Annotated in this window: 22 protein-coding genes and 1 rRNA gene; 12 read left to right on the forward strand and 11 right to left on the reverse strand. The window is 61.5% G+C overall.

The window, feature by feature from the left end; genetic code table 11:
- Positions 1-95: ribosomal RNA gene (gene rrf / locus M5J06_RS06860) — 5S ribosomal RNA — on the forward strand; the annotation flags it as partial.
- A 190-nt stretch (positions 96-285) separates the two neighbouring features.
- Positions 286-1101 carry a hypothetical protein gene (locus M5J06_RS06865; protein ID WP_250224280.1) on the forward strand — a complete coding sequence of 272 codons (816 nt, stop codon included), beginning with the start codon at positions 286-288 and terminating at the stop codon, positions 1099-1101.
- A gap of 34 nt (positions 1102-1135) precedes the next feature.
- On the opposite strand, the gene M5J06_RS06870 is transcribed toward M5J06_RS06865, so the two are convergent.
- Complete coding sequence (locus M5J06_RS06870; RefSeq protein ID WP_144268947.1) at positions 1136-2188, reverse strand: pseudouridine synthase; 1053 nt, start codon at positions 2186-2188, stop codon at positions 1136-1138.
- On the opposite strand from M5J06_RS06870, the gene M5J06_RS06875 reads away from it, so the two are divergent.
- From M5J06_RS06875 to M5J06_RS06890, 4 genes are all read left to right on the forward strand, one after another.
- The gene (locus M5J06_RS06875) at positions 2124-2270 is read left to right on the forward strand and encodes a hypothetical protein (protein ID WP_167595824.1); all 147 of its coding nucleotides are present in this window, start codon (positions 2124-2126) and stop codon (positions 2268-2270) included. The two genes, M5J06_RS06870 and M5J06_RS06875, sit on opposite strands and share 65 nt — an antisense overlap.
- Positions 2271-2310: 40 nt before the next feature.
- Positions 2311-3207, forward strand: coding sequence for a universal stress protein (locus tag M5J06_RS06880; RefSeq protein ID WP_070523921.1), 897 nt, complete (start codon positions 2311-2313; stop codon positions 3205-3207).
- 140 nt (positions 3208-3347) lie between these two features.
- Entirely contained in the window at positions 3348-3608 is a 261-nt protein-coding gene (locus M5J06_RS06885) for a GlsB/YeaQ/YmgE family stress response membrane protein (protein WP_144268948.1), read from the forward strand.
- 68 nt (positions 3609-3676) lie between these two features.
- Entirely contained in the window at positions 3677-4285 is a 609-nt protein-coding gene (locus M5J06_RS06890) for a TetR/AcrR family transcriptional regulator (protein ID WP_250224281.1), read from the forward strand.
- Here the strand turns inward: M5J06_RS06890 and yidC are convergent.
- Positions 4242-5228 (reverse strand): membrane protein insertase YidC, encoded by a 987-nt coding sequence (gene yidC / locus M5J06_RS06895; protein WP_070624361.1) that lies wholly within the window; start codon positions 5226-5228, stop codon positions 4242-4244. The two genes, M5J06_RS06890 and yidC, sit on opposite strands and share 44 nt — an antisense overlap.
- A 65-nt stretch (positions 5229-5293) precedes the next feature.
- On the opposite strand from yidC, the gene M5J06_RS06900 reads away from it, so the two are divergent.
- On the forward strand, positions 5294-6052 hold the full coding sequence (locus tag M5J06_RS06900) for a class E sortase (RefSeq protein ID WP_154762766.1): 759 nt from the start codon (positions 5294-5296) through the stop codon (positions 6050-6052).
- Positions 6052-6204, forward strand: a complete 153-nt coding sequence (locus tag M5J06_RS06905; RefSeq protein WP_168162985.1) for a hypothetical protein — start codon at positions 6052-6054, stop codon at positions 6202-6204. The genes M5J06_RS06900 and M5J06_RS06905 overlap by 1 nt, the downstream gene beginning before the upstream one ends.
- Positions 6205-6259: 55 nt before the next feature.
- Here the strand turns inward: M5J06_RS06905 and M5J06_RS06910 are convergent, their stop codons facing one another.
- Complete coding sequence (locus tag M5J06_RS06910; protein ID WP_101736152.1) at positions 6260-6814, reverse strand: DUF2020 domain-containing protein; 555 nt, start codon at positions 6812-6814, stop codon at positions 6260-6262.
- On the opposite strand from M5J06_RS06910, the gene M5J06_RS06915 reads away from it, so the two are divergent.
- Together M5J06_RS06915 and M5J06_RS06920 are read left to right on the forward strand one after the other, a co-directional pair.
- Positions 6813-7985 (forward strand): sensor histidine kinase, encoded by a 1173-nt coding sequence (locus M5J06_RS06915; RefSeq protein WP_250224282.1) that lies wholly within the window; start codon positions 6813-6815, stop codon positions 7983-7985. The two genes, M5J06_RS06910 and M5J06_RS06915, sit on opposite strands and share 2 nt — an antisense overlap.
- 36 nt (positions 7986-8021) lie before the next feature.
- Complete coding sequence (locus M5J06_RS06920) at positions 8022-8660, forward strand: LuxR C-terminal-related transcriptional regulator (protein WP_010188464.1); 639 nt, start codon at positions 8022-8024, stop codon at positions 8658-8660.
- Here the strand turns inward: M5J06_RS06920 and M5J06_RS06925 are convergent.
- Together M5J06_RS06925 and M5J06_RS06930 are read right to left on the reverse strand one after the other, a co-directional pair.
- The gene (locus M5J06_RS06925) at positions 8657-8974 is read right to left on the reverse strand and encodes a histone-like nucleoid-structuring protein Lsr2 (protein ID WP_070523909.1); all 318 of its coding nucleotides are present in this window, start codon (positions 8972-8974) and stop codon (positions 8657-8659) included. The two genes, M5J06_RS06920 and M5J06_RS06925, sit on opposite strands and share 4 nt — an antisense overlap.
- A gap of 195 nt (positions 8975-9169) precedes the next feature.
- The gene (locus tag M5J06_RS06930) at positions 9170-9802 is read right to left on the reverse strand and encodes a DUF6474 family protein (protein WP_070523907.1); all 633 of its coding nucleotides are present in this window, start codon (positions 9800-9802) and stop codon (positions 9170-9172) included.
- 75 nt (positions 9803-9877) lie between these two features.
- Between M5J06_RS06930 and M5J06_RS06935 the strand changes: the two genes are divergently transcribed.
- Positions 9878-11314: a TM0106 family RecB-like putative nuclease gene (locus tag M5J06_RS06935; RefSeq protein WP_186312199.1), complete on the forward strand. Its 1437-nt coding sequence runs from the start codon at positions 9878-9880 to the stop codon at positions 11312-11314.
- 127 nt (positions 11315-11441) lie between these two features.
- Here the strand turns inward: M5J06_RS06935 and M5J06_RS06940 are convergent, their stop codons facing one another.
- Together M5J06_RS06940 and M5J06_RS06945 are read right to left on the reverse strand one after the other, a co-directional pair.
- Positions 11442-12734: a copper oxidase gene (locus M5J06_RS06940; protein ID WP_250224283.1), complete on the reverse strand. Its 1293-nt coding sequence runs from the start codon at positions 12732-12734 to the stop codon at positions 11442-11444.
- 11 nt (positions 12735-12745) lie between these two features.
- A complete protein-coding gene (locus M5J06_RS06945; RefSeq protein ID WP_250224284.1) occupies positions 12746-13897 on the reverse strand; it encodes an MFS transporter in 1152 nt (383 codons plus the stop codon).
- A gap of 70 nt (positions 13898-13967) precedes the next feature.
- Between M5J06_RS06945 and M5J06_RS06950 the strand changes: the two genes are divergently transcribed.
- On the forward strand, positions 13968-14840 hold the full coding sequence (locus M5J06_RS06950; RefSeq protein ID WP_070562188.1) for a LysR family transcriptional regulator: 873 nt from the start codon (positions 13968-13970) through the stop codon (positions 14838-14840).
- On the opposite strand, the gene M5J06_RS06955 is transcribed toward M5J06_RS06950, so the two are convergent.
- The 4 genes from M5J06_RS06955 to M5J06_RS06970 form a co-directional block, all read right to left on the reverse strand.
- Positions 14837-15811 (reverse strand): ArsA family ATPase, encoded by a 975-nt coding sequence (locus tag M5J06_RS06955; protein WP_070562191.1) that lies wholly within the window; start codon positions 15809-15811, stop codon positions 14837-14839. The two genes, M5J06_RS06950 and M5J06_RS06955, sit on opposite strands and share 4 nt — an antisense overlap.
- Positions 15802-16059, reverse strand: coding sequence for a cory-CC-star protein (locus M5J06_RS06960; protein ID WP_046647629.1), 258 nt, complete (start codon positions 16057-16059; stop codon positions 15802-15804). Before M5J06_RS06960 ends, M5J06_RS06955 begins: the two co-directional genes overlap by 10 nt.
- Positions 16049-17755 (reverse strand): carbon starvation CstA family protein, encoded by a 1707-nt coding sequence (locus M5J06_RS06965; protein ID WP_250224285.1) that lies wholly within the window; start codon positions 17753-17755, stop codon positions 16049-16051. Before M5J06_RS06965 ends, M5J06_RS06960 begins: the two co-directional genes overlap by 11 nt.
- Positions 17756-17972: 217 nt before the next feature.
- Positions 17973-18575, reverse strand: a complete 603-nt coding sequence (locus M5J06_RS06970; RefSeq protein WP_070523894.1) for a superoxide dismutase — start codon at positions 18573-18575, stop codon at positions 17973-17975.
- Positions 18576-18663: the final 88 nt, after the last annotated feature.

Below are 18663 nucleotides of genomic sequence, written 5' to 3' on the forward strand. Positions count from 1 at the left end.
AAACGCCCGGACCCATTCCGAACCCGGAAGCTAAGCCTGCTAACGCTGATGGTACTGCAACCGGGAGGTTGTGGGAGAGTAAGAAACCGCCGACACCAAACAACAACAAACAACTCAATACAAACAAAGGGAGACCGTTAAAGCACAACCGCTTTAACGGTCTCTTTTTGTTTTTCACACGCGCCAGGTCTGCACTTCCAGGTCTGAACAAATGGCTTTTTTGGGAGGGACCAATTCATTAGGGCCGTCTCGGCACCAGGTCTGTCAAAGTTGGGGGCGTTGCGTTTGAGCGACAAGATTGACCTGTGGGAACTTCCCTATGAGGGAAAGACCGTCTATGTTCTGCTTGCAGCACGGAGCAAAGTTTCTGCCCTGGCGGAATCAGAAAGTGCTGAAAGTCTTGCTACCTCGGATGAGATTCAGACGCGGGTTGCGCAGTGTCCTATACCCCGTGGGTTGATGGATAGGGTGCCGGCTGCATGTCTTATTCATGAGGGGCAGGTCGTTTCGCGCGTGAAGGACGTTGAACATTCGTTGGTGTTAAGGGAGAACGCGGCGTCAGGGTGGGAAGAGGACGGCGTGAGCCACTTCTTTGCGGGCAAGACTGTAGATGTCTTTGAGCCCGATAGTCGTTCAGCGCGGGTAAGACTCGGTGATGGCCTTAAGCGGATCGACTTTCTTCCGATTGCCAACGAGTCAGCACGGAAGAGGCGCGTTGAGTTAGCCACACATCCCCACCGCGCGGGCGCGCGGGAACTCAGCAAGAAGTTCGCATTGGCGGCGCTGTCCTTTGTTCTTTTGCTTTTCGGGCCGGCGATTGGTGACCGTCTAGAACCCGTGATTGAACCCGTGGCTAATCGCGTCCCAGACCTGCATAGCCGGGGTGAGTTCTACGGCATGGTGTTTGAGTTTTTCCAGATTGACCATGTGATTGATTTCGTGGCGTCTCTGTTCAGCCCGATTGGCGCTGTCGTCGTTCCGGTCGCGGGCTTGGTGGTGGCCTACGTTGCCGAGTGGAAGGGCGCGCGGGACACGGGCACCTGGTGGGCGGCCGGGCGTCCGCTTGGAAATGAAAGCGAGATCCCGGCCTTCGAAAGGTAAGTCGAAGCCCTTGACGGTGGTTAAAGGTTCCTAATTACGGGCTCAATAAATGGTGGGTTTCAAGCGGTAGTTGAGAGGAGAATTCTCGGGGTCTGGCTGTTAATGGATCAACAAAGGAAATGCGTGTCGCCGTCAGGTGCATGGGAATCCGCATGTCTTCGGCCTCTGCAGGGAAAATAACCGGGTATATGGGGTCACCAATAATAGGGATGCCCGCCTGAAGCATGTGTAGCCGGAGCTGATGAGTCTTGCCGGTCTGCGGCTTGAGAGTGTACTTCGCTATCTCGGGAAGTGAACCGTGGATGGCTTCGTACGGTGCCTTATCTACTGGTTCCACGCCGCCGATCTCGGTGATGGCGTTGACTTCGCCCTCGACGATGCGGCCTTGTAACTCCCCCGGGGTCTTCTCCATACGGGAGCGCCAGACGGTGCCTGGTGAGACGTCGGCAAGCGGGGCGATGGCTTCGTAAGTCTTGGTGACGCGGCGCTCGGCGAAGAGCGTTTGGTAGGCGCCGCGAACGGAACGGTCCTTGGTGAAGACAAGGATGCCCGAGGTAAGCCGGTCCAGGCGATGTGCGGGGGAGAGCTCGTTGTTGCCTGTCATTCGGCGAAGGCGCACGGTGGCAGTCTCCGTGATGTGGCGGGCGCGAGGCATCGTGGCCATGAAGGGCGGCTTGTCGACGACCAAGAGGTGCTCGTCTTCGTGCAGGATCGGGATGTCGTATGGGACGGGTGTTTCGGGAGCCGGCATGCGATAGAAATACACCATCGCGTTGGTGCTGAGGATGCTGTCGGGACTAAGCGCGGTGCCGTCTTGGGATACAACCTCGTTCGCTGTGAAGCGGGCTTGGAGGGCCGCGTCGTTATCTTCGGGGTGGCGGTGGCGTTGGGTCACGATGAGGTTGTGCACAAAGTCCCATGCGGTGATGGGGCCTTCGGCAACGCGGGCGTGGGTGGGGTTTAGCCCATCGCGGATAGGAAGTGGTGTTGCGCCACGCCCTTTTTGCGATATTCTTTTTCCCATGGATTTCAACTCTATTCTCGCGCCCGTCATCGATTTCTTCTCTAATGGTATCGGTGCCGTCATCCGTGATATTGCTGTGGCTGCCTACAACATTCTTTTCCCAGCGAACGCTGATGCCGCTACCGCCCCACAGGTCGGCCAGTAGGTATTAGACTGGAGGTGTAAGCACTTCGAAAGGAAAGGTCATGGCAAAGGAAGACATTGTCGTCGTCGCCGTTGATGGTTCGGAAGCGTCGAAGAACGCCGTCCGCTGGGCTGCAAATACTGCGGTGAAGCGGGGTATCCCGCTACGTATCGCATCGAGTTACACGATGCCGCAGTTCCTCTACGCCGAAGGCATGGTCCCGCCGAAGGAGCTTTTTGATGACCTCCAGGCAGAGACCTTAGAGAAGATCGAGGAGGCCCGCGCCGAGGCTCACAAGATTGCCCCGGATTTGAAGATTGGCCACACCGTGGCTGAGGGTTCCCCGATCGACATGCTGCTGGAGATGTCCAAGGACGTCACCATGATTGTCATGGGTTCCCGCGGCATGGGCGGCCTGTCCGGCATGGTCATGGGCTCGGTATCTGCATCTGTGGTCTCCCACGCATCCTGCCCGGTGGTCGTGGTCCGTGAGGATAACCACGTCACCGAATCCACGAAGTACGGTCCCGTTGTTATCGGTGTCGATGGCTCTGAGGTCTCCCAGAAGGCAACCGATTACGCCTTCAAGGAAGCAGATGCCCGCGGCGCTGAACTCATCGCCGTTCACACCTGGATGGACATGCAGGTTCAAGCTTCCCTGGCTGGGCTTTCAGCAGCCCAAGCGGAGTGGGCCGAGGTCGAGAAGGAGCAAGCAGAACTGCTGACCGAACGCCTCGCGGAGTTCCAGGAGAAGTACCCGGACGTGCAGGTTAAGAAGGTTATCGCCCGTGACCGCCCGGTCCGTGCACTCTCGGAGGCCTCCGAAGGTGCGCAGCTGCTCGTTGTGGGCTCCCACGGTCGCGGTGGCTTCAAGGGCATGCTCTTGGGCTCTACCTCCCGCGCGCTGCTGCAGTCCGCGCCGTGCCCGATGATGGTGGTTCGCCCAGACTCGGAGTAACCATCTCATAACCTCGCTATAACGATTCGGGTCCATCCGGTGGAAATAGGGTGGGCCCGGGTCGTTTTGGTGTTTTAACGCGTACGGTGGGAGGGTACGTAGATAAACGCTATTTACTGTTATTAGAAGGAGTGAGTGACATGGGACTCGGTCTCGGTTTCTTTAGCTCGATTGTTGTTGGCATCATTGCCGGCTGGCTCGCTGAGAAGATTATGAAGCGTGACCAGGGGCTGTTTACCAACCTCATCGTTGGTGTTATCGGCGGCCTCATCGGTGGCGGATTGCTAGCGCTCTTCAACAAGAGCGTCGGTGATAACTGGTTCCTGATGATCATTACGGCAACGGTCGGTGCATGTATCTTGCTGTGGATCGTGGGAGCCATTACGGGCCGCAAGAAGTAAAAATTCGCATACATACCGGTTTGTCTATATTGTATAGATGAACCGGTTTTGTCATGTAAGGAGAAGAAATGGCCGAAAAGAAGTCGCGTCGCAACCGCCCGAGCCCGCGCAGCCGACTACTTGAATCCGCCACGCGGCTCTTTACCACCGAGGGCATCCGCGTCATCGGCATCGACCGTATCCTGCGCGAGGCCGACGTGGCCAAGGCCTCGCTCTACTCCCTTTTTGGCTCCAAGGATGCCCTCGTTATCGCCTACGTTGAGGCCCTCGATGAGGAATACCGCGCTGATTGGCAGAGGCGCACCGAGGACGCGACCGATCCGGAGAGCAAAATCCTGGCCTTCTTCGATAAGGCCATTGAGGAACAGCCCTCCATGGAGTTCCGGGGCTCGCACTTCCTCAACGCGGGCGGTGAATACCCGCGTCCAGAGACGGATGCCGAGCGGGGCATCGTGGCCGCCTGTGTGGAACACCGCACGTGGATTCATTCCACAATCACAGCGTTGCTCAACGCCAAGAACGGCTACCCCTCAGAGGAGCAGGCGAGCCAAATTCTCATCTTCCTCGATGGCGGCCTTGCCGGCGCTCGCCTTACCCGCGACGTCGCTCCACTAGTAACCGCGAAGCAGCTGGCTATTCAGCTTCTCTCGGCGCCTCCTGCTGACTATTCGATTTAACAATTTTGCGTGCCTCCGCCACGATGGCAGAGTGGCGCTTGCGGGCAGCAGCAACCTCCTCTTTGTGCGCAGGGTCTTCCTTAAGACGCTGTTTTTCGGCCTTCTTTTCCTTCTTCTTTTCCTTAGCCCGCCACCGCCGGATGCTGTTGCGCCGCTGTTCGTGGACGGCCTCCGGTAGGGGATAGCGGCGGTGCAGGATGAATTCATATACCAAGGTCTGTAGCAGGGTGAAGAGGTAGGAGCAGCCCCAGTAGAAGATGATGGTCACGGGGATGGGGCCATGCCAGGCCACTTTCCACAGCATCCACGGAATGAGAACCACCATGAGCGCCATGAACCACAGCAGGCGGCGCGGAATCTTCTGATCGAAGAGCGTGGTAAGAAAGCCACGGTAGAGCGTGATGAGCGTATTGAGGGAGGTGAACACGAGTGCCGCCACGAGCATCGGCAGGACCAAGTCGTGATGCTCGCGCGCGAAATCGGTGAGGGGGACGCCGAAGACGGTGGAGGTGCGGAAGGAGGAGACGTCGTCAAGCGTGAGCATCCCCACCGGTTCATTCGCGGAACCTGACACCCGAAGAACCACCTGGTAGAGGCCAATGAAAGCCGGGATGATGAGGAAGGCAGGGAAACAGCCCACCAGCGGGTTGTGCTGGAAACGCTCCTTGAGCTCGCGCTGTTGAGTGAGGATGCCGACAGCCTCGTCGACCGAATCGGCCTGCGTGAGGTGTTCATTGAGTTCGGTCATCTCCGGGCGCATGAGGGCGCCGATGCGGCCCTGTTTCACGGAGAGCCAATTCAGCGGGGCGATAATGCCGCGGACCGTGAGCACGAGGAAGACGATGGTGAGGATCCACGCCATCGAGCCGTCAAGGAAGGAACCAAAAAGCAAGTGCCACAGTTTCATGATTCCGGAGACCGGGTACATGAAGATGTTGATCATCGCCTACTCCTCTTTCTGCAGGGTGATGGGGCACTTACACGTTACCGGGAGGCTAAGGTATGGGTATGCCCCACCCCACCGCGCGCACTCGGCCGACCGTAGGGACCGTCATCGGTGAGCTTATGCTGACGGCCGGCGTGCTTCTGCTTCTCTTTGCCTTTTATGAGTCCTATTGGACAAACATCGAGTCTGGTCACAAGCAGGACCAAGCCAACGAGACGCTGCAGGAAGAATGGCACAACCCACGCGGAGCGGGCCATGCCCCGAAGCTCGGTGAGGCCTTTGCGCGCCTTTATATCCCGGCCTTCGGCTCGGACTTCGCGTTCGCGGTTCTCGAAGGAACCGACGAAGACGATTTGTTGCGCGGGCCGGGGCACTATACCGACACGCAGATGCCTGGTGAGCCGGGCAATTTCGCGGTAGCCGGGCACCGTGTGGGCAAGGGCGCTCCCTTCAATGACCTGGGAAACCTGCAGGCTTGCGATGCCATCGTCATCGAAACCGCGACGGACTGGATTACCTACCGCGTGCTGCCTATCGAGGGGGCTGCGGGGGACTGCTTCAGCCCAGAGCAGCAAGCCAAGCCGGAATACCAGGCTGTACAGGGGCGCCATATCACCCTGCCGGGTGATGTGAGCGTGCTCCAGCCTGTTCCCGGGATGGAAGGGGCTGACCCCAGCGAATCCCTGCTCACCCTCACCACCTGCCACCCGCAGTTCTCCAATGCAGAGCGCATGATCATCCACGCCATGGAGACTGACCGCGAGGCTAAAGCACCCGGATCAGCTGACAATGACCGCCCCGCTGTCTTGGAGGAGAACTAATGTATCGCGCACTCTGGAACCTGTTGCCCGGCCCCACCGTGGTCAAGGCGGTGTTGGCGCTGGCCCTCGCCGTGGGGGTTTTCTTCCTGCTCATGGAGGTGATTTTCCCCTGGGTAGCGGCGCAGATGCCCTATAATGACGTCGCCGTTTAGGCGTTAGTCGCTGTTTAGACCATTAAATGCTTAGGTCGTTACTGTGCATAGGTCGTTACAGACCTAAGCGGTTGATTGCTTCCTGCGCTATGAGCTGGGGCTTGAGAGTCTGCAGCTGGTTTGACCACACCACCACGGCGTGGTTGTCCTTCTGGACGGCAAAGACCGAGTGATTCTCAAAGACGCCGCGCCCGCCGGACCACCCATCGAATTCGGCGAGCTCCGTATCCTCAACCGGTGCGGCCCAATCCACGACCGCCCGGGCCTCCTCCACGCTGGGCATCTGCCGCACCAGGACGGTAACCTGTGGGTCCTCGGGGTAGGACCAGAACACGCAGGCGGGGGTGCTAAAGCGCTTGTCGACGCCCCACCGGGTCATCCTCTGCCCATTCGTATCGGCCACCCACTGCGTGTCCAGGTAGGGGCAGTCTTCCCAGTCACTGACCTCGGCGGTAGCGTCCGTGGGCAGGCCATCGCCTGAGTTTGTGTCGGACGAGGGGTTGGCGGCCTGGGTGGTGGGGGCGGGGTCGGCTGCATCTGAACACCCCACCGCGGCAAAACTTATGCCGATCAGGCAGGCGGCGAGTGGGGGAAGTAGGCTGTGGCGCATGACGTCCACACTAGACCAGCCCTCGGTTGAATCGGATGCACTGCGCAACGGTATCCACGTCCTGACGGCGACGCTGCTGGTGGTGGCGATATTTATGACGGTACGCCTGCCGCTGTGGCAGGGCGTGCTCAACCTGCTGCTGTTGGTCTCCTTCGCGGTGGTGTACTTCGGGGGCTCGGCCTATATGGAGGCCCTGCCGCGCGTCGCGCGCTATGGCTGGATGGTTATCCTCACGGTCTTGTGGTTAGCGGATATAGCGGTGGCGCCCGCGGCCATCTACCTCGTGTTCTCTCTGTACTTTGTCTACCTCTATGTGCTGGAGATGATTCCCGGCATCATCTGCGTGCTCGCGGCCACGGCGGTGACCATCCTGGTGCAAGTACCGGGCGGGCTCTCCTTCGGCGGCATCATGGGCCCGGCGGTATCGGCCTTGGTGACGATTGCTATTACCTATGCCTTCCGGGCGTTGAGCCGCATGAACCAGGAGTTGATGAAGACCCGTTCCCAGCTCGTGGAGTCCGAGCGCACGGCCGGCATGACCGCTGAGCGCCAGCGCATCGCCCACGAAATCCACGACACGCTGGCACAGGGCTTGTCCTCCATTCAGATGCTTTTGCATGCCGCTGACCGCGATCTCGCACAGGAGGACATCCCCAAGGCGCAGGAACGCATCGAACTGGCTCGGCGAACAGCGGCGGATAACCTCCACGAAGCGCGTGCGATGATCGCGGCGTTGCAGCCGGCGGCGTTGTCCGAAACCTCCTTGGGGGCGGCCATGACAAGGATGGCCGAGAATTTTGCGGCGACCGGTGGCCTCGACGTCTCAGTGGACGTAGAAGGCGATGCGCAACAGCTACCCATGAAGGTGGAGGCCGCGTTGCTGCGGATTGCGCAGGGAGCGGTGGGGAACGTCGTCAAGCATGCCCACGCCACGAAGGCTCGCGTGACCGTGACGTATGCGCCGGATGAGGTGCGCGTGGACGTGGTGGATAACGGCCAGGGCTTTGATGCGGAGGCGGTGGAAAATAAACCGGCGGGGCTGGGCCATATTGGTCTAACCGCCATGCGCCGGCGCGCGGCGGAACTCGGCGGCGAGGTCGTGGTTGAATCCACGCCGGGAAGTGGCACGGCGGTCTCAGTTAGTGTGCCCTTAAACAACGATGTAGATTAGGAAATTGTCCACACTGTACCAATGAGGAGGAAGCCCGTGATTAGGGTCTTGCTTGCCGACGACCATGAGATCGTGCGCCTAGGTCTACGCTCGGTGCTCGAGGGGGCTGAGGACATCGAGGTTGTGGGCGAAGTTGCCACGGCCGAAGCTGCTGTGTCCGCAGCCCAGGCGGGTGGCATCGATGTTCTCCTCATGGACCTGCGTTTTGGTGCGGGGATCGAGGGCACGCGCGTCATGGGTGGTGCGGAAGCGACCGCCGCTATCCGCTACTCCATGGAGAATCCCCCCAAGGTGCTCGTGGTGACCAATTACGACACCGACGCGGATATCCTCGGCGCAATTGAGGCAGGCGCGGTGGGCTACCTGCTCAAGGACGCGCCGCCGGTAGAGCTGCTCGCGGCGGTGCGCTCGGCGGCGGAAGGTGACTCGGCGCTCTCGCCCGTGGTTGCTGACAAACTGATGACCCGCGTGCGCACGCCGCGCACCTCGCTCACCCCGCGCGAGCTCGAGGTGCTGAAGCTGGTCGCGGCGGGTTCCTCAAACCGTGAGATCGGGGTGGAGCTGATGCTGTCGGAGGCGACGGTGAAGTCTCACCTGGTCCACATCTACGACAAATTGGGCGTGCGCTCCCGCACCTCCGCCGTGGCGGCAGCACGCGAGCAGGGCGTTCTTTAGAGGTTGTTGGCGTCGCGGTACGCCAAGATGACGTCGTTGGGGATCTTGCCGCGCTCGGCCACCTCGTAGCCGTGCTTGGCGGCCCAAGCGCGGACATCGGCCGGCTTGTAGCGGCGAGTGTCCTTCTTGACCGGGTGGCGGGCAGCCTTCACGAAAGGCTCCAGGGCGGCGTGGAACTTGTCAGCATTCTCCTGCGAGACGTCGAGGAGGTAATCCTTACCGTCAACGCTGAAGCGGATAACGATCACTTCATCTTCATTGAGGGGCGAATTATCAATATCGTCAAAAAACTGGGTGATTTCGCGGCGTGCCATGTTTCTCCATTCGAGCTCTAAACTGATTCTCCCGCTATTAACTATAGAACGAAAACAAATTCCGTGACGCCGCTAATGCGGGTTTTCAAAAAGGGGTTTTGAGTGCGAAAGAAAAAGCCTTCGGGCCGCATATCCTCCACCGTCTAAAAGCGGGGAAGGCAGCGGCCCGAAGGCGTAGAGAATCCGTGTGAGCGGCTATGCGCGCAGCTTGGACTGGATCTCGTCGTTGAGCGAGTCGATCTCACCGGAGATGGAGCGGTGCGCGCGCTGGCGCTGCTGATCGGTCATGTACTCGGCATTGTCGATCGCAGAATCAAGCTCGTTGAGGCGCTCCTTGACGTCGCGCTTGAAACCGGCGGGAAGCTGCGCATCCTTCAGCGAATTGCGGATACCGGCGGTGCGGGCCTTGAGCGGTGCGCCGTGGCCGGAGAAGGAGGCCAGCTGCTCGGCGCTGACGCCGGCCTTCTGCGCGCGCTTCTTCTCAACCTCGCGCTGGGCAACGGTGATGCCGCGGTAAAGGAGAGGCAAAAGAAGGGGCGCTGCGGTGCGCAGGGCGCCGGCATAACGCTTGACATTGTTCTTATTAAAGCGGCCTTCCTTAATACGCTCGAGTTCCTTCTTGGCCATCTTGTATTCGTGCTTGCGGCGCTTCTTTAGGCCCTTTTCCTCGGACTTGATAAGCGCCTTTTCCTGACGGGCCAATAGCTTTTGCTGGCGGTGCTTGGCCTTATCCGCGGCCTTTACCTCTGCCTTTGCGCGGGTTTTGGCAGCCTTGATCTCGGCGCGGGCCTCACGGCGGGCCTTGCGGATCTTCTTCATAATGCCCATTGAAACGTCCTTAAATAATCTATCTTTAGGGTCTCGCTACAACTCTAGCAAGGTGGTCTACTAAGCTCACCTGCTGTGAAGGATGTGCTCGTCGCCACGGACCTCGTGGGCTGCCGTTATCGCTTGGTGCAGCGCCGCGCCCATCCCGAGATCCCACGCACCGCGGTGAGCCAAGCCCGGGCGGAGCGCCACGCCGCGGCTATCGATGCCGCGCTCGCTCGCCTTCCCAAGAAGGGGCCTGGCCGTTTCCGCCGGATTGATCTGGAGGGGGATGATTTCGAGCGGGCGCTTGCCACGCTGGAGGCGCTGGCTCACGGTTACACACACATCACCAACGCCGTCATTTCCACGTCGGAGTGGATGGTGCGCGTGGAGCTTCTGGTTCGGGATGGTGATAAGTACAGCCCCGTTATCGTCTCGGATCACCGCGTGGCCCGCCCGCATGAGAACTCGCGCACGCTGGTTGTCCCCACCCATCGCTTGGGATTGAGTGAGCCGCTGCCGGCGAAATACAAGATTAAGCATCACGCCGTCGATGGCTACCGTTTAGCCCTGGCCGCGCGGGGTTTGGAGGACGTCGGCCTGAATTCTGGCAGGGGTGCGGCGATTGGGCAGGACCGCGGTCAGGCTTTTGTCACGGATACCTCGCGCTTCGGCATCGATGAGGCGCTCGTACAGCCGCTTCCCGCTGGGCCGCGCCGCGTCAAGGAGTGCGCCTCCTGCCGCTTTTGGCCCTTGTGTAAGCAAGAGCTGGAGGCCCGGGATGATATCTCCCTCTTCTTGCCGGGCGACCGCGCTAACCCCTACCGCGAGCGCGGTATCACGACGGTGCAGGGGCTTATCGACGCCTCCCTCGGCGCCCCCTCCGCCCTCGCTGCTGCGTGGCGCGAGGGCGTCCCTTTGCTGCGCCGCGACCGGGTTAGCGTTCCTCGCGCGGATGTGGAAGTCGACGTCGATATGGAGGCCTACCTGGATCAAGGTGCCTACCTGTGGGGCGCGCTCCTGGACGGCGAGTACCACCCCTTTGTGACCTGGGATCCGCTGGGAGGGCGGGCCGAGGCGGAGAATTTCGCCGAGTTTTGGGAGTGGCTCATGGGGGTGCGCGCTGACGCGCATGCAGCGGGCAAGACCTTCGCGGCCTATTGCTACTCCGCCCACGGCGAAAACCATTGGATGCGCAGGTCCGCCCAGCGCTTCTCCTCCCCGAGCCTGGAGGAGGTCGAGGAATTCATCTCCTCAGAGGAATGGGTGGACATGTTCGTCCACGTCAAGCGCAGTTTCGCCGGCACTGCGGGCCTGGGGCTGAAAACCGTGGCGCCCGTCGCTGGCTTTGAATGGCCGGAAGAGTTCGATGGCGAGGAATCCGTCAATGCCCGCCGAGCCGCCCTCGCCGGTGACACGGACGCGCGTGCGCAGATTCTGCGCTATAACGCCGGCGATGTGCGCGCGACCCATGCCGTCCGCGAGTGGATGTCTCACGGCGCGCCGGGAGTGCCATCCCTCGAGCCCTAGCTTCTCCCTGCCCTCCCGTGTGCAAGTCCCCAGACCTGAAACCCGCAACCTGCAGGTGGGCGTCGCCAAGCGCTTGCCGACGCCCCACCACCCACCCCAGGAGGTTGCGGGTTTCAGGTCTGGGGATCTACAGGATGAGGCTGAGTCCGCCGAGGATAATGAGCACCGCAAGGGCCACCCACACCTGGTCCCAGTCCGTGGTGGTCGTGGGCGCTGGGCCTTCGGCCTTCTTGAGGAGCACGGCTTTCTGAGCCTTGACCGCGCGAGCGGTGAGTACGGGGATGATGGCCATGGAACCGAGGCAGAGCAGGGAGGCGGCAACCATGGTGAGGGAACTGGAGGTGGCCAGCCACAGGGCAAGCCCGCCGTTGATGAAGACCGAGCGCCCCAGCCCCCAGCGGTTGTATTCGCGCAGGCCAGCCCGCACCGCTGAAGGGCCGCCGCCCATCGTGGTGGGCAGCATATAGCCCATGACGCCGATGAGCAGTTGGGCGCCAAACCCTACGACGAGCGCGAGCATGGGAATCTGTGGCTCGCTGGAGAAGAAATGCTGGGTGGTGTAATACACCAGGCTGCCGAGCAACCAGAAGCAGGAAAAGAGCACAGATAGCGCCGGGAAGGTGATGCGCCCGCGTGGTTCTCGGAACACGGTGAGGGCATTGAGCAGCCAGCTCTGCAGGCTGAGCGCCCAGCCGACGCAGTAGACGATCAGACCCGCTTGCGGTACATTCCACGCGCTGCCGATCACGGTGGTCACCACGCCCAGCGCCAGCAGCGTGAAGCTTAGGCTCATGTGTGGGTTGATTCCCTTGGTGCGCCAGATAGATGGGAACAAGATGGTGAGTGAACCGGCGGCTGCGAGGCCGACGAAACCGCCGATGTTGGCGGCAACGTGTGCAATGAGCAGGCGCGGATGGGAGGGGTGTGTGGCGAGGAATGCGCCAAGAGTAGCGCCCACGGCAAGGAAGAAGGCCGAGGCCACATAAGCTGCGACGACGGGGCGGAATCGTTTGGATTCCGCGCGGCGCCACAAAGCAAAGAGGGCCAACCCATGCCAGGACACCGCAAGAGCGACGAGTGTGGCGCCTATCTGTGTGAGCACCCAGTGGTGGCCCCAATATTCACTGAGGATTTGGCCCACGAGGGTGAGGATAACGCCGGCATTCTGCAGGTAAATCCGCGCGAGCTGGCGAGGGCGGGCCGACATCGGAACTTTGAGCTGCACGAATTTTTCGGTGAGGTGTTGGGACCACACCACGATGCTGTTGCTGAGGATGCCCAGGGTGAAGAGGTGGATGAGGACCCAGCGGTAGTTTGGGATAAGGGTGTGGGTTGCGCCGGCGAGAAGAAACACCATCATCCACAGGCTGACCGGGCGGGATGCTTTCCTGTGCCATGTGCGCGGCGACCACTTGTCCATAAAACACGAGTTTATCCGGTTTTTCTTACAACCCAACTCAATACCGCGATGCCCGCGGCGAGGGCGGTGTAGACGGCGATGAAGCCGGTCCACGACAAGGAATCAAAGAGCACGCCGGCCAGCGCGCCCAGGATGGAGCTGCCCAGGTAATAGAAGAAGACGTAGAGGCTGGAGGCCTCCGCGCGGTCGTGGGTGGCGATATGGCCCACCCACCCCGAGGCCGTGGAGTGCGCGGCAAAGAAGCCGATGGTGAATAACACGATGCCGAGCAGGGTGGGGATTAAAGAGCCCATGCATAGCGCGATGCCCACGGCAAAAAGCAGGCACGATAGGAGCAGCGTGTTGGCGTGGCCTACTTGCGAGACCAGCCGGCCGGCGCGCGCCGAGGACCACGTGCCGGTGAGGTAGAAGAGGAAGACCAAGCCGGCCAAACCGGGCGCGAGGTGGAAGTGATTGATGAGCCTAAATGCCAGGAAGTTATAGAGGGACACGAAGGTGCCCATGGCCACGAAGGCCACGATGAATAAGGGGATGAGGCGGGTATCCCGGGCATGGCGGAAGATAGCGCGCAGTTCCGAGCGGAAGTGGATTTCCTTTGGGGTGAAATTCTGCTGGTAGGGCAGCAAGATTGCCGCGATGATGGCGAGGATGAGCGTGACCAGGCTGGAGCCGGCCAGGGCCCAGCGCCAGGAGGTGAGCTCGAGAAGCCCGGTGGGGATGAGGCGGCCGGTCAGCCCGCCGATGGTGGTGCCGGCGATGTACAGCCCCATGGCGCGGGCGACGTAGGAGCTTTCGAGTTCCTCCGAAATCCAGGCCATGGCGGTAGCGGGTGCACCGGCGATGACAGCGCCCTGGAGCGCGCGAGTGGCGATGAGGGTCTCTGGATTGGGGGCCAGCGGCACAAGCATGCCGATGAGCGTGGCCGCGATGGTGGAAACAAGCAGCAGTTTTCCGCGGCCGATGCGCTCGGAGATGATGGACACGGGGATGACACAAATAGCCAGCGCACCGGTGGCCGCGGAGATGGTCATGGCGGCTTCGGTGGGGGACATGCCCATGTCCTCCACCAGGGTGGGCAGCATGGCTTGGGTGGGGTAGAGGCAAGAAAAAATTGCCAGGCCCACGAAGAGCATGGCAATGGTGGCGCGCCGCGTTCTGGTCATGCATCAAGCATGGTCTAGCGCGGATTATGTGTAAAATGTCCGAAAGTTACTTAAAGCATGCGAGGTGTGCATGAACCTGGAGGATGTGCGCGGCGTGGTCGCCGTGGCGGACCATGGACTCGTCGGCGCGGCTGCCGACGCCCTCGGGCTCTCCCAATCCGCGCTGACCCGCCGCGTGCAGCGCATCGAGGCGGAGGTGGGGGCCAGCCTCTTCGAGCGCAGCGGCCGGCGCCTGCGGCTGAATGCCCGCGGCCAGGCATTCGTGGAACACGCTCGGCGGATGTTGATGTCCGAAGCTGCCGCGCGCGATGCCGTGTCCCGCCTCATGGATCCGGAGCGCGGCACCGTGCGCCTCGACTTCATGCATTCCTTGGGCACGTGGATGGTCCCGGAGCTGCTCAAGGCCTACCGCGCCCAGCATCCCCACGTGGATATCCGTCTGCACCAGGGTGCGGCCCGCGAGCTCGTGGAGAGGGTAGCCGCCGGCGAATCCGACTTGGCGCTGGTCGGCCCCCGCCCTACGGCCCCCGGACCGCTAGGGTGGCACCAGCTCAAACTGCAACGCCTCGGTCTAGCGGTTCCGGAAGGTCATTGGGCCGCAGGGCGAGACGGGGTGCGCATGGAAGACTTCCGCGATGAACCCTTCATCGGCATGCTGCCGGGCTATGGAACGCGCATGTTGCTCGACTCCCTAGCGAGCGAGGCCGGCTTCACCCCGCGCCTCGTCTTCGAATCCATGGAGCTCACCACCGTGGCGGGCCTCGTGGCCGCCGGGCTGGGATCGGCTCTGTTGCCACTCGATGACCCCTACCTCAAAGCCCGCAACCCCGTGCCCCTGCAGCCCGCGGCTTACCGCGAGCTGGGCTTGGTGTGGCGCGAAGGCGATGATGCTCCGCCGGTCGAGCACTTTAAGGACTTCGTCGTGGCACGCAGCGCCGACTAGATATCGAAGGGAAGCTCAGCGGCCAGAGCTGCGAGCGCCTCTGGGGTGGAGACCTCGTGGGGCAGCCAGGGGATGGTGTGCACCGGTTGGCCCGGCAGCTTCTCCGCGAGCAGCGCGAGGGCCGCATCCTCCGAGGCGCGGCGCTGCTGAAGAAACTCTTCCGTGCTTTCCGGAGTGCGGCGGTTGACCAGCAGCCCACCGCAGTGCACGCCATGGGAGCTCAGGTCCGTGAAGAACTCGGCGGTTTCCAACACCGGGGTGCGATCCGCGGTGAGGACGAGGAAGAAGGCGGTCGTGGTTTCGTCGGAAAGCACGGAGCGCAAACGCTCGAAGCGGCGGCGGCGCTTGAGCAGCGTGGAACGGATCTCCTGATTACGGCGGTCCACCGGATCCTGCGAGCTGGCGGATACCGCCTTCTCCGCCGAGGTCATGCCGCGCACCACCGCGCCAAACCTATCCGACTTTTCGCGCCGGGCCAGAAGCCCATCGGTATACGCCGCCATGATTTCCGGCAGCGCCATGAGCCGCGAGGTGTGACCGGAAGGAGCGGTATCGACGATGATGTGCTCAAACTCCCCGCTGTCCTGCTGCTCTTCGATGAGTTCCGCTATGCGCTCCAGCATCGCCGCCTCGTGCGTGCCAGGCGAGTGCCGCGCGAGGTCCAGGTGCCGGTCGACCTCGCGGTGCAGACGCTCCGGCATGAAGCGGCGCATCTGCTTGCCGACGCCCCTCAGGTGCTCCTCCGTCGCCCGCGCCGGGTCGATCTCGATGACGTTTAAGTTGGGGCGGACGTTCGTTGGGACGTCGCCAAGCGCGGTGTCAAAGATGTGCCCCAGGTTGTGCGCTGGGTCCGTGGATACCAACAGCACGCGCTTGCCTTGTTGAGCCAGACGCAGCGCGGTGGCGGTGGCCAGCGTGGTTTTACCCACCCCGCCCTTGCCGCCGAAGAACATGATGGGGGCTAACAACATGAGATTCCATTCAAGGGTGAGCGCTCCATGCCCATGCGCGTGTGCCAGGCGTGGAAATCTTCATACATCAGCGGCAGTAACTCCAAGGTGTAATAGCTGGCGGGATTCGGCAGGCCGAGAGCCTCCGAGAGGATAAGCAGCATGAAGAGATCATCTTCCTCCTGCTGTGCCTTGGCAAAGGAACGCCGATAGGGCGCGGAATAGAACTCGTCGAGACCGCGCCCGAAGGCTTTGAGTTTATCGAGCATTGACCGGCAAGGGAGGTTCGATGTCTTCGTCCTTCCACACCACCTGCGGGGCCTTGCGCGCGCGGGAGATGGCGGCGATGGACTCGGCGATAACCCAGATAGCGGCGACGATGATGACGGCATCGATGACGAGGAGGAGCCAGTTTCCGGCCTGGAACAGCGTCTTGAGCTGCAGCACCGCAGCCCACAGGGACATGATGGTGACGAAGACCAGCGGGATCAGCACCGGCCACGTCGGGCGGCGCAGCTGGGTGAGGATGACCACGATGATGGACAGTGTCAGGCCGGCCATGAGCTGGTTGGTCGTGCCGAAGAGCGGCCAGATGAGCATGCCGCCGGAGCCGTCAACACCGGTGGAGAAGGTCAGGCCCAAGGCGCAGCCGACGGCGATAATGGTGGCAACCAGACCGCTGAGCTTGATGCCCATGAGTTCGGCGGCCTCGGAGACCACCATGCGCTGCAGACGCACGCCGGAATCCATCGTCGTTGCCGCAAAGAGAACGGCCATGGTGGCCAGGATGGTGGCGGACAGCGAGGTGGGGATGCCCAAACCTTCGTTCATGAGGGCACCGCCGCCCTGCACGAAGGCGTCGACGCCGCCGGCATTCCATTCGTTGTAGACGGCCTCCCAATCGGCGGCGGTCTTGAAACCGGCCGTGGTGGCCACGATGGTGCCGAGCGCGAGAAGGCCTTCGCCGACAGCGCCGAAGTAGCCGACGAAGCGGGCATCAGTTTCCTTATCCAACTGCTTGGAAGACGTGCCCGAGCTGACCACACCGTGGAAGCCAGAGACAGCGCCGCAGGCGATGGTGACGAAGAGCAGCGGGAAGATGCCAGGCGTGTTGTCCGGGACGTGATCCGACACGGTGGGCGCAACAATCTCTGGGCGGGTGATGAGGAAGGAACCGTAGAGGATGATGAGGCCCACGAAAAGCTGCAGGCCATTGATGTAGTCACGCGGTTGCAGCAGGACCCACACCGGAAGCAGGGAGGCGATAAAGGCGTAGACGAACAGCAGGATGATCCACACACCGCGGTCCGGGATGCCCAGGACGGTTTCCGGCAGGGCCAGCGGGACGCGGTCACCGATGATCATCAGCGCGTACAAAGCGGCGACGCCCACGATGGAGACGATGGTCAGGTTCCAGCGAAAACGGTAGATAGCCTGGCCGATGAGCAAAGCGACGAGGATGGCGCCCCACGTGGGGATGACGGCGGTTGGTGTGGAAATCAGCAGGTTGGAGATGACCACGGCGAAGGCCGCGTTGACCATGAGCAGCAGCAGGAAGATGACGACGAGGAAGAGCGCGCGCCCGCGGGCGCCGATATAGCGCCCAGAGAGCGTGCCGATGGACTGTCCGCGGTGGCGCTGGGAAGCCCACAGCGCGCCCAAGTCATGCATGCCGGCGAAGAAGACCGTGCCCAGCGTGACCCAGAGGAAGGCTGGCAGCCAGCCCCAGATCACGGCGACGGCGGGGCCGATGATGGGTGCTGCGCCCGCAACCGAGGTGAAGTGGTGGCCCCACAGCACGTACTTGTTGGTGGGGACGTAGTCGACGCCATCCTCCATGGTGTGGGCCGGCGTGGAAAAGCTATCGGAGAGCTGATACACCTTCGAGGCAAGAAAGCGCGAGTACAGCAGGTAGCCCGCCAGCATCATGGCGAGTCCGATAAAGACGAGAAGAAGTGAGTTCACAAAACCACCTGAAGAGAGTCAGTTGAGATGTCGCATCCATATGTGCGAGTGGTGTGAATTATGCCATAGCAGTTTTGTGAAAGGGGGTTTAATTTCTAAATCCCTATAGGGAAGGGCGGAAGGGGAGTGGTCCATAAAACGCGAAACCGCGCCGGGCCTCAACGAAGAGGTCCCAGCGCGGGTTGAAGCTACGTGGCCTTAAAGGAGGCCGTCGTGCTTACTTGGTAGCAGCAGCGTAACGCTCAGCAACGTCGTCCCAGTTGAAGACGTTCCATACGGCCTTAACGTAGTCAGCCTTCACGTTCTTGTACTGGAGGTAGAAGGCGTGCTCCCACATATCCAGCATCAGCAGCGGGGTGAAGTTCACGGAGATGTTGCCCTGCTGATCGGTGAGCTGCTCAATAACCAGGCGACCAGCAACGTGGTCATAGCCCAGAACTGCCCAGCCGGAGCCCTGCAGGCCGGTGGCAACGGCGGAGAAGTGAGCCTTGAACTTCTCGAAGGAACCGAAGTCACGGTTAATAGCCTCAGCCAGCTCGCCGGTGGGCTCGCCGCCGCCGTTCGGGGAGAGGTTCTTCCAGAAGATGGAGTGGTTGGTGTGGCCACCCAGGTTGAAGGCCAGGTTCTTGGACAGAGCGCGGATGGCGTCAGCATTAGCCTCGCCGTTGCGCTGCTCCTCCAGAGCCTCGAGCGCAGCGTTAGCGCCAGCAACGTAGCCAGCGTGGTGCTTGGAGTGGTGCAGCTCCATGATCTCAGCGGAGATGTGCGGCTCCAGGGCATCGTATGCGTAGTCGAGTTCCGGAAGTTCGTAAACAGCCATTTGTTTCATCCTTTCTTTGGGGTACGAGGCCCCATGGTAGGGCCCGGATGAGAATTTGGCCACAATAATTTTTCTATGGGAGTCGCCG

Source organism: Corynebacterium intestinale, from assembly GCF_023574125.1.
GTDB classification, from domain to species: domain Bacteria; phylum Actinomycetota; class Actinomycetes; order Mycobacteriales; family Mycobacteriaceae; genus Corynebacterium; species Corynebacterium hesseae.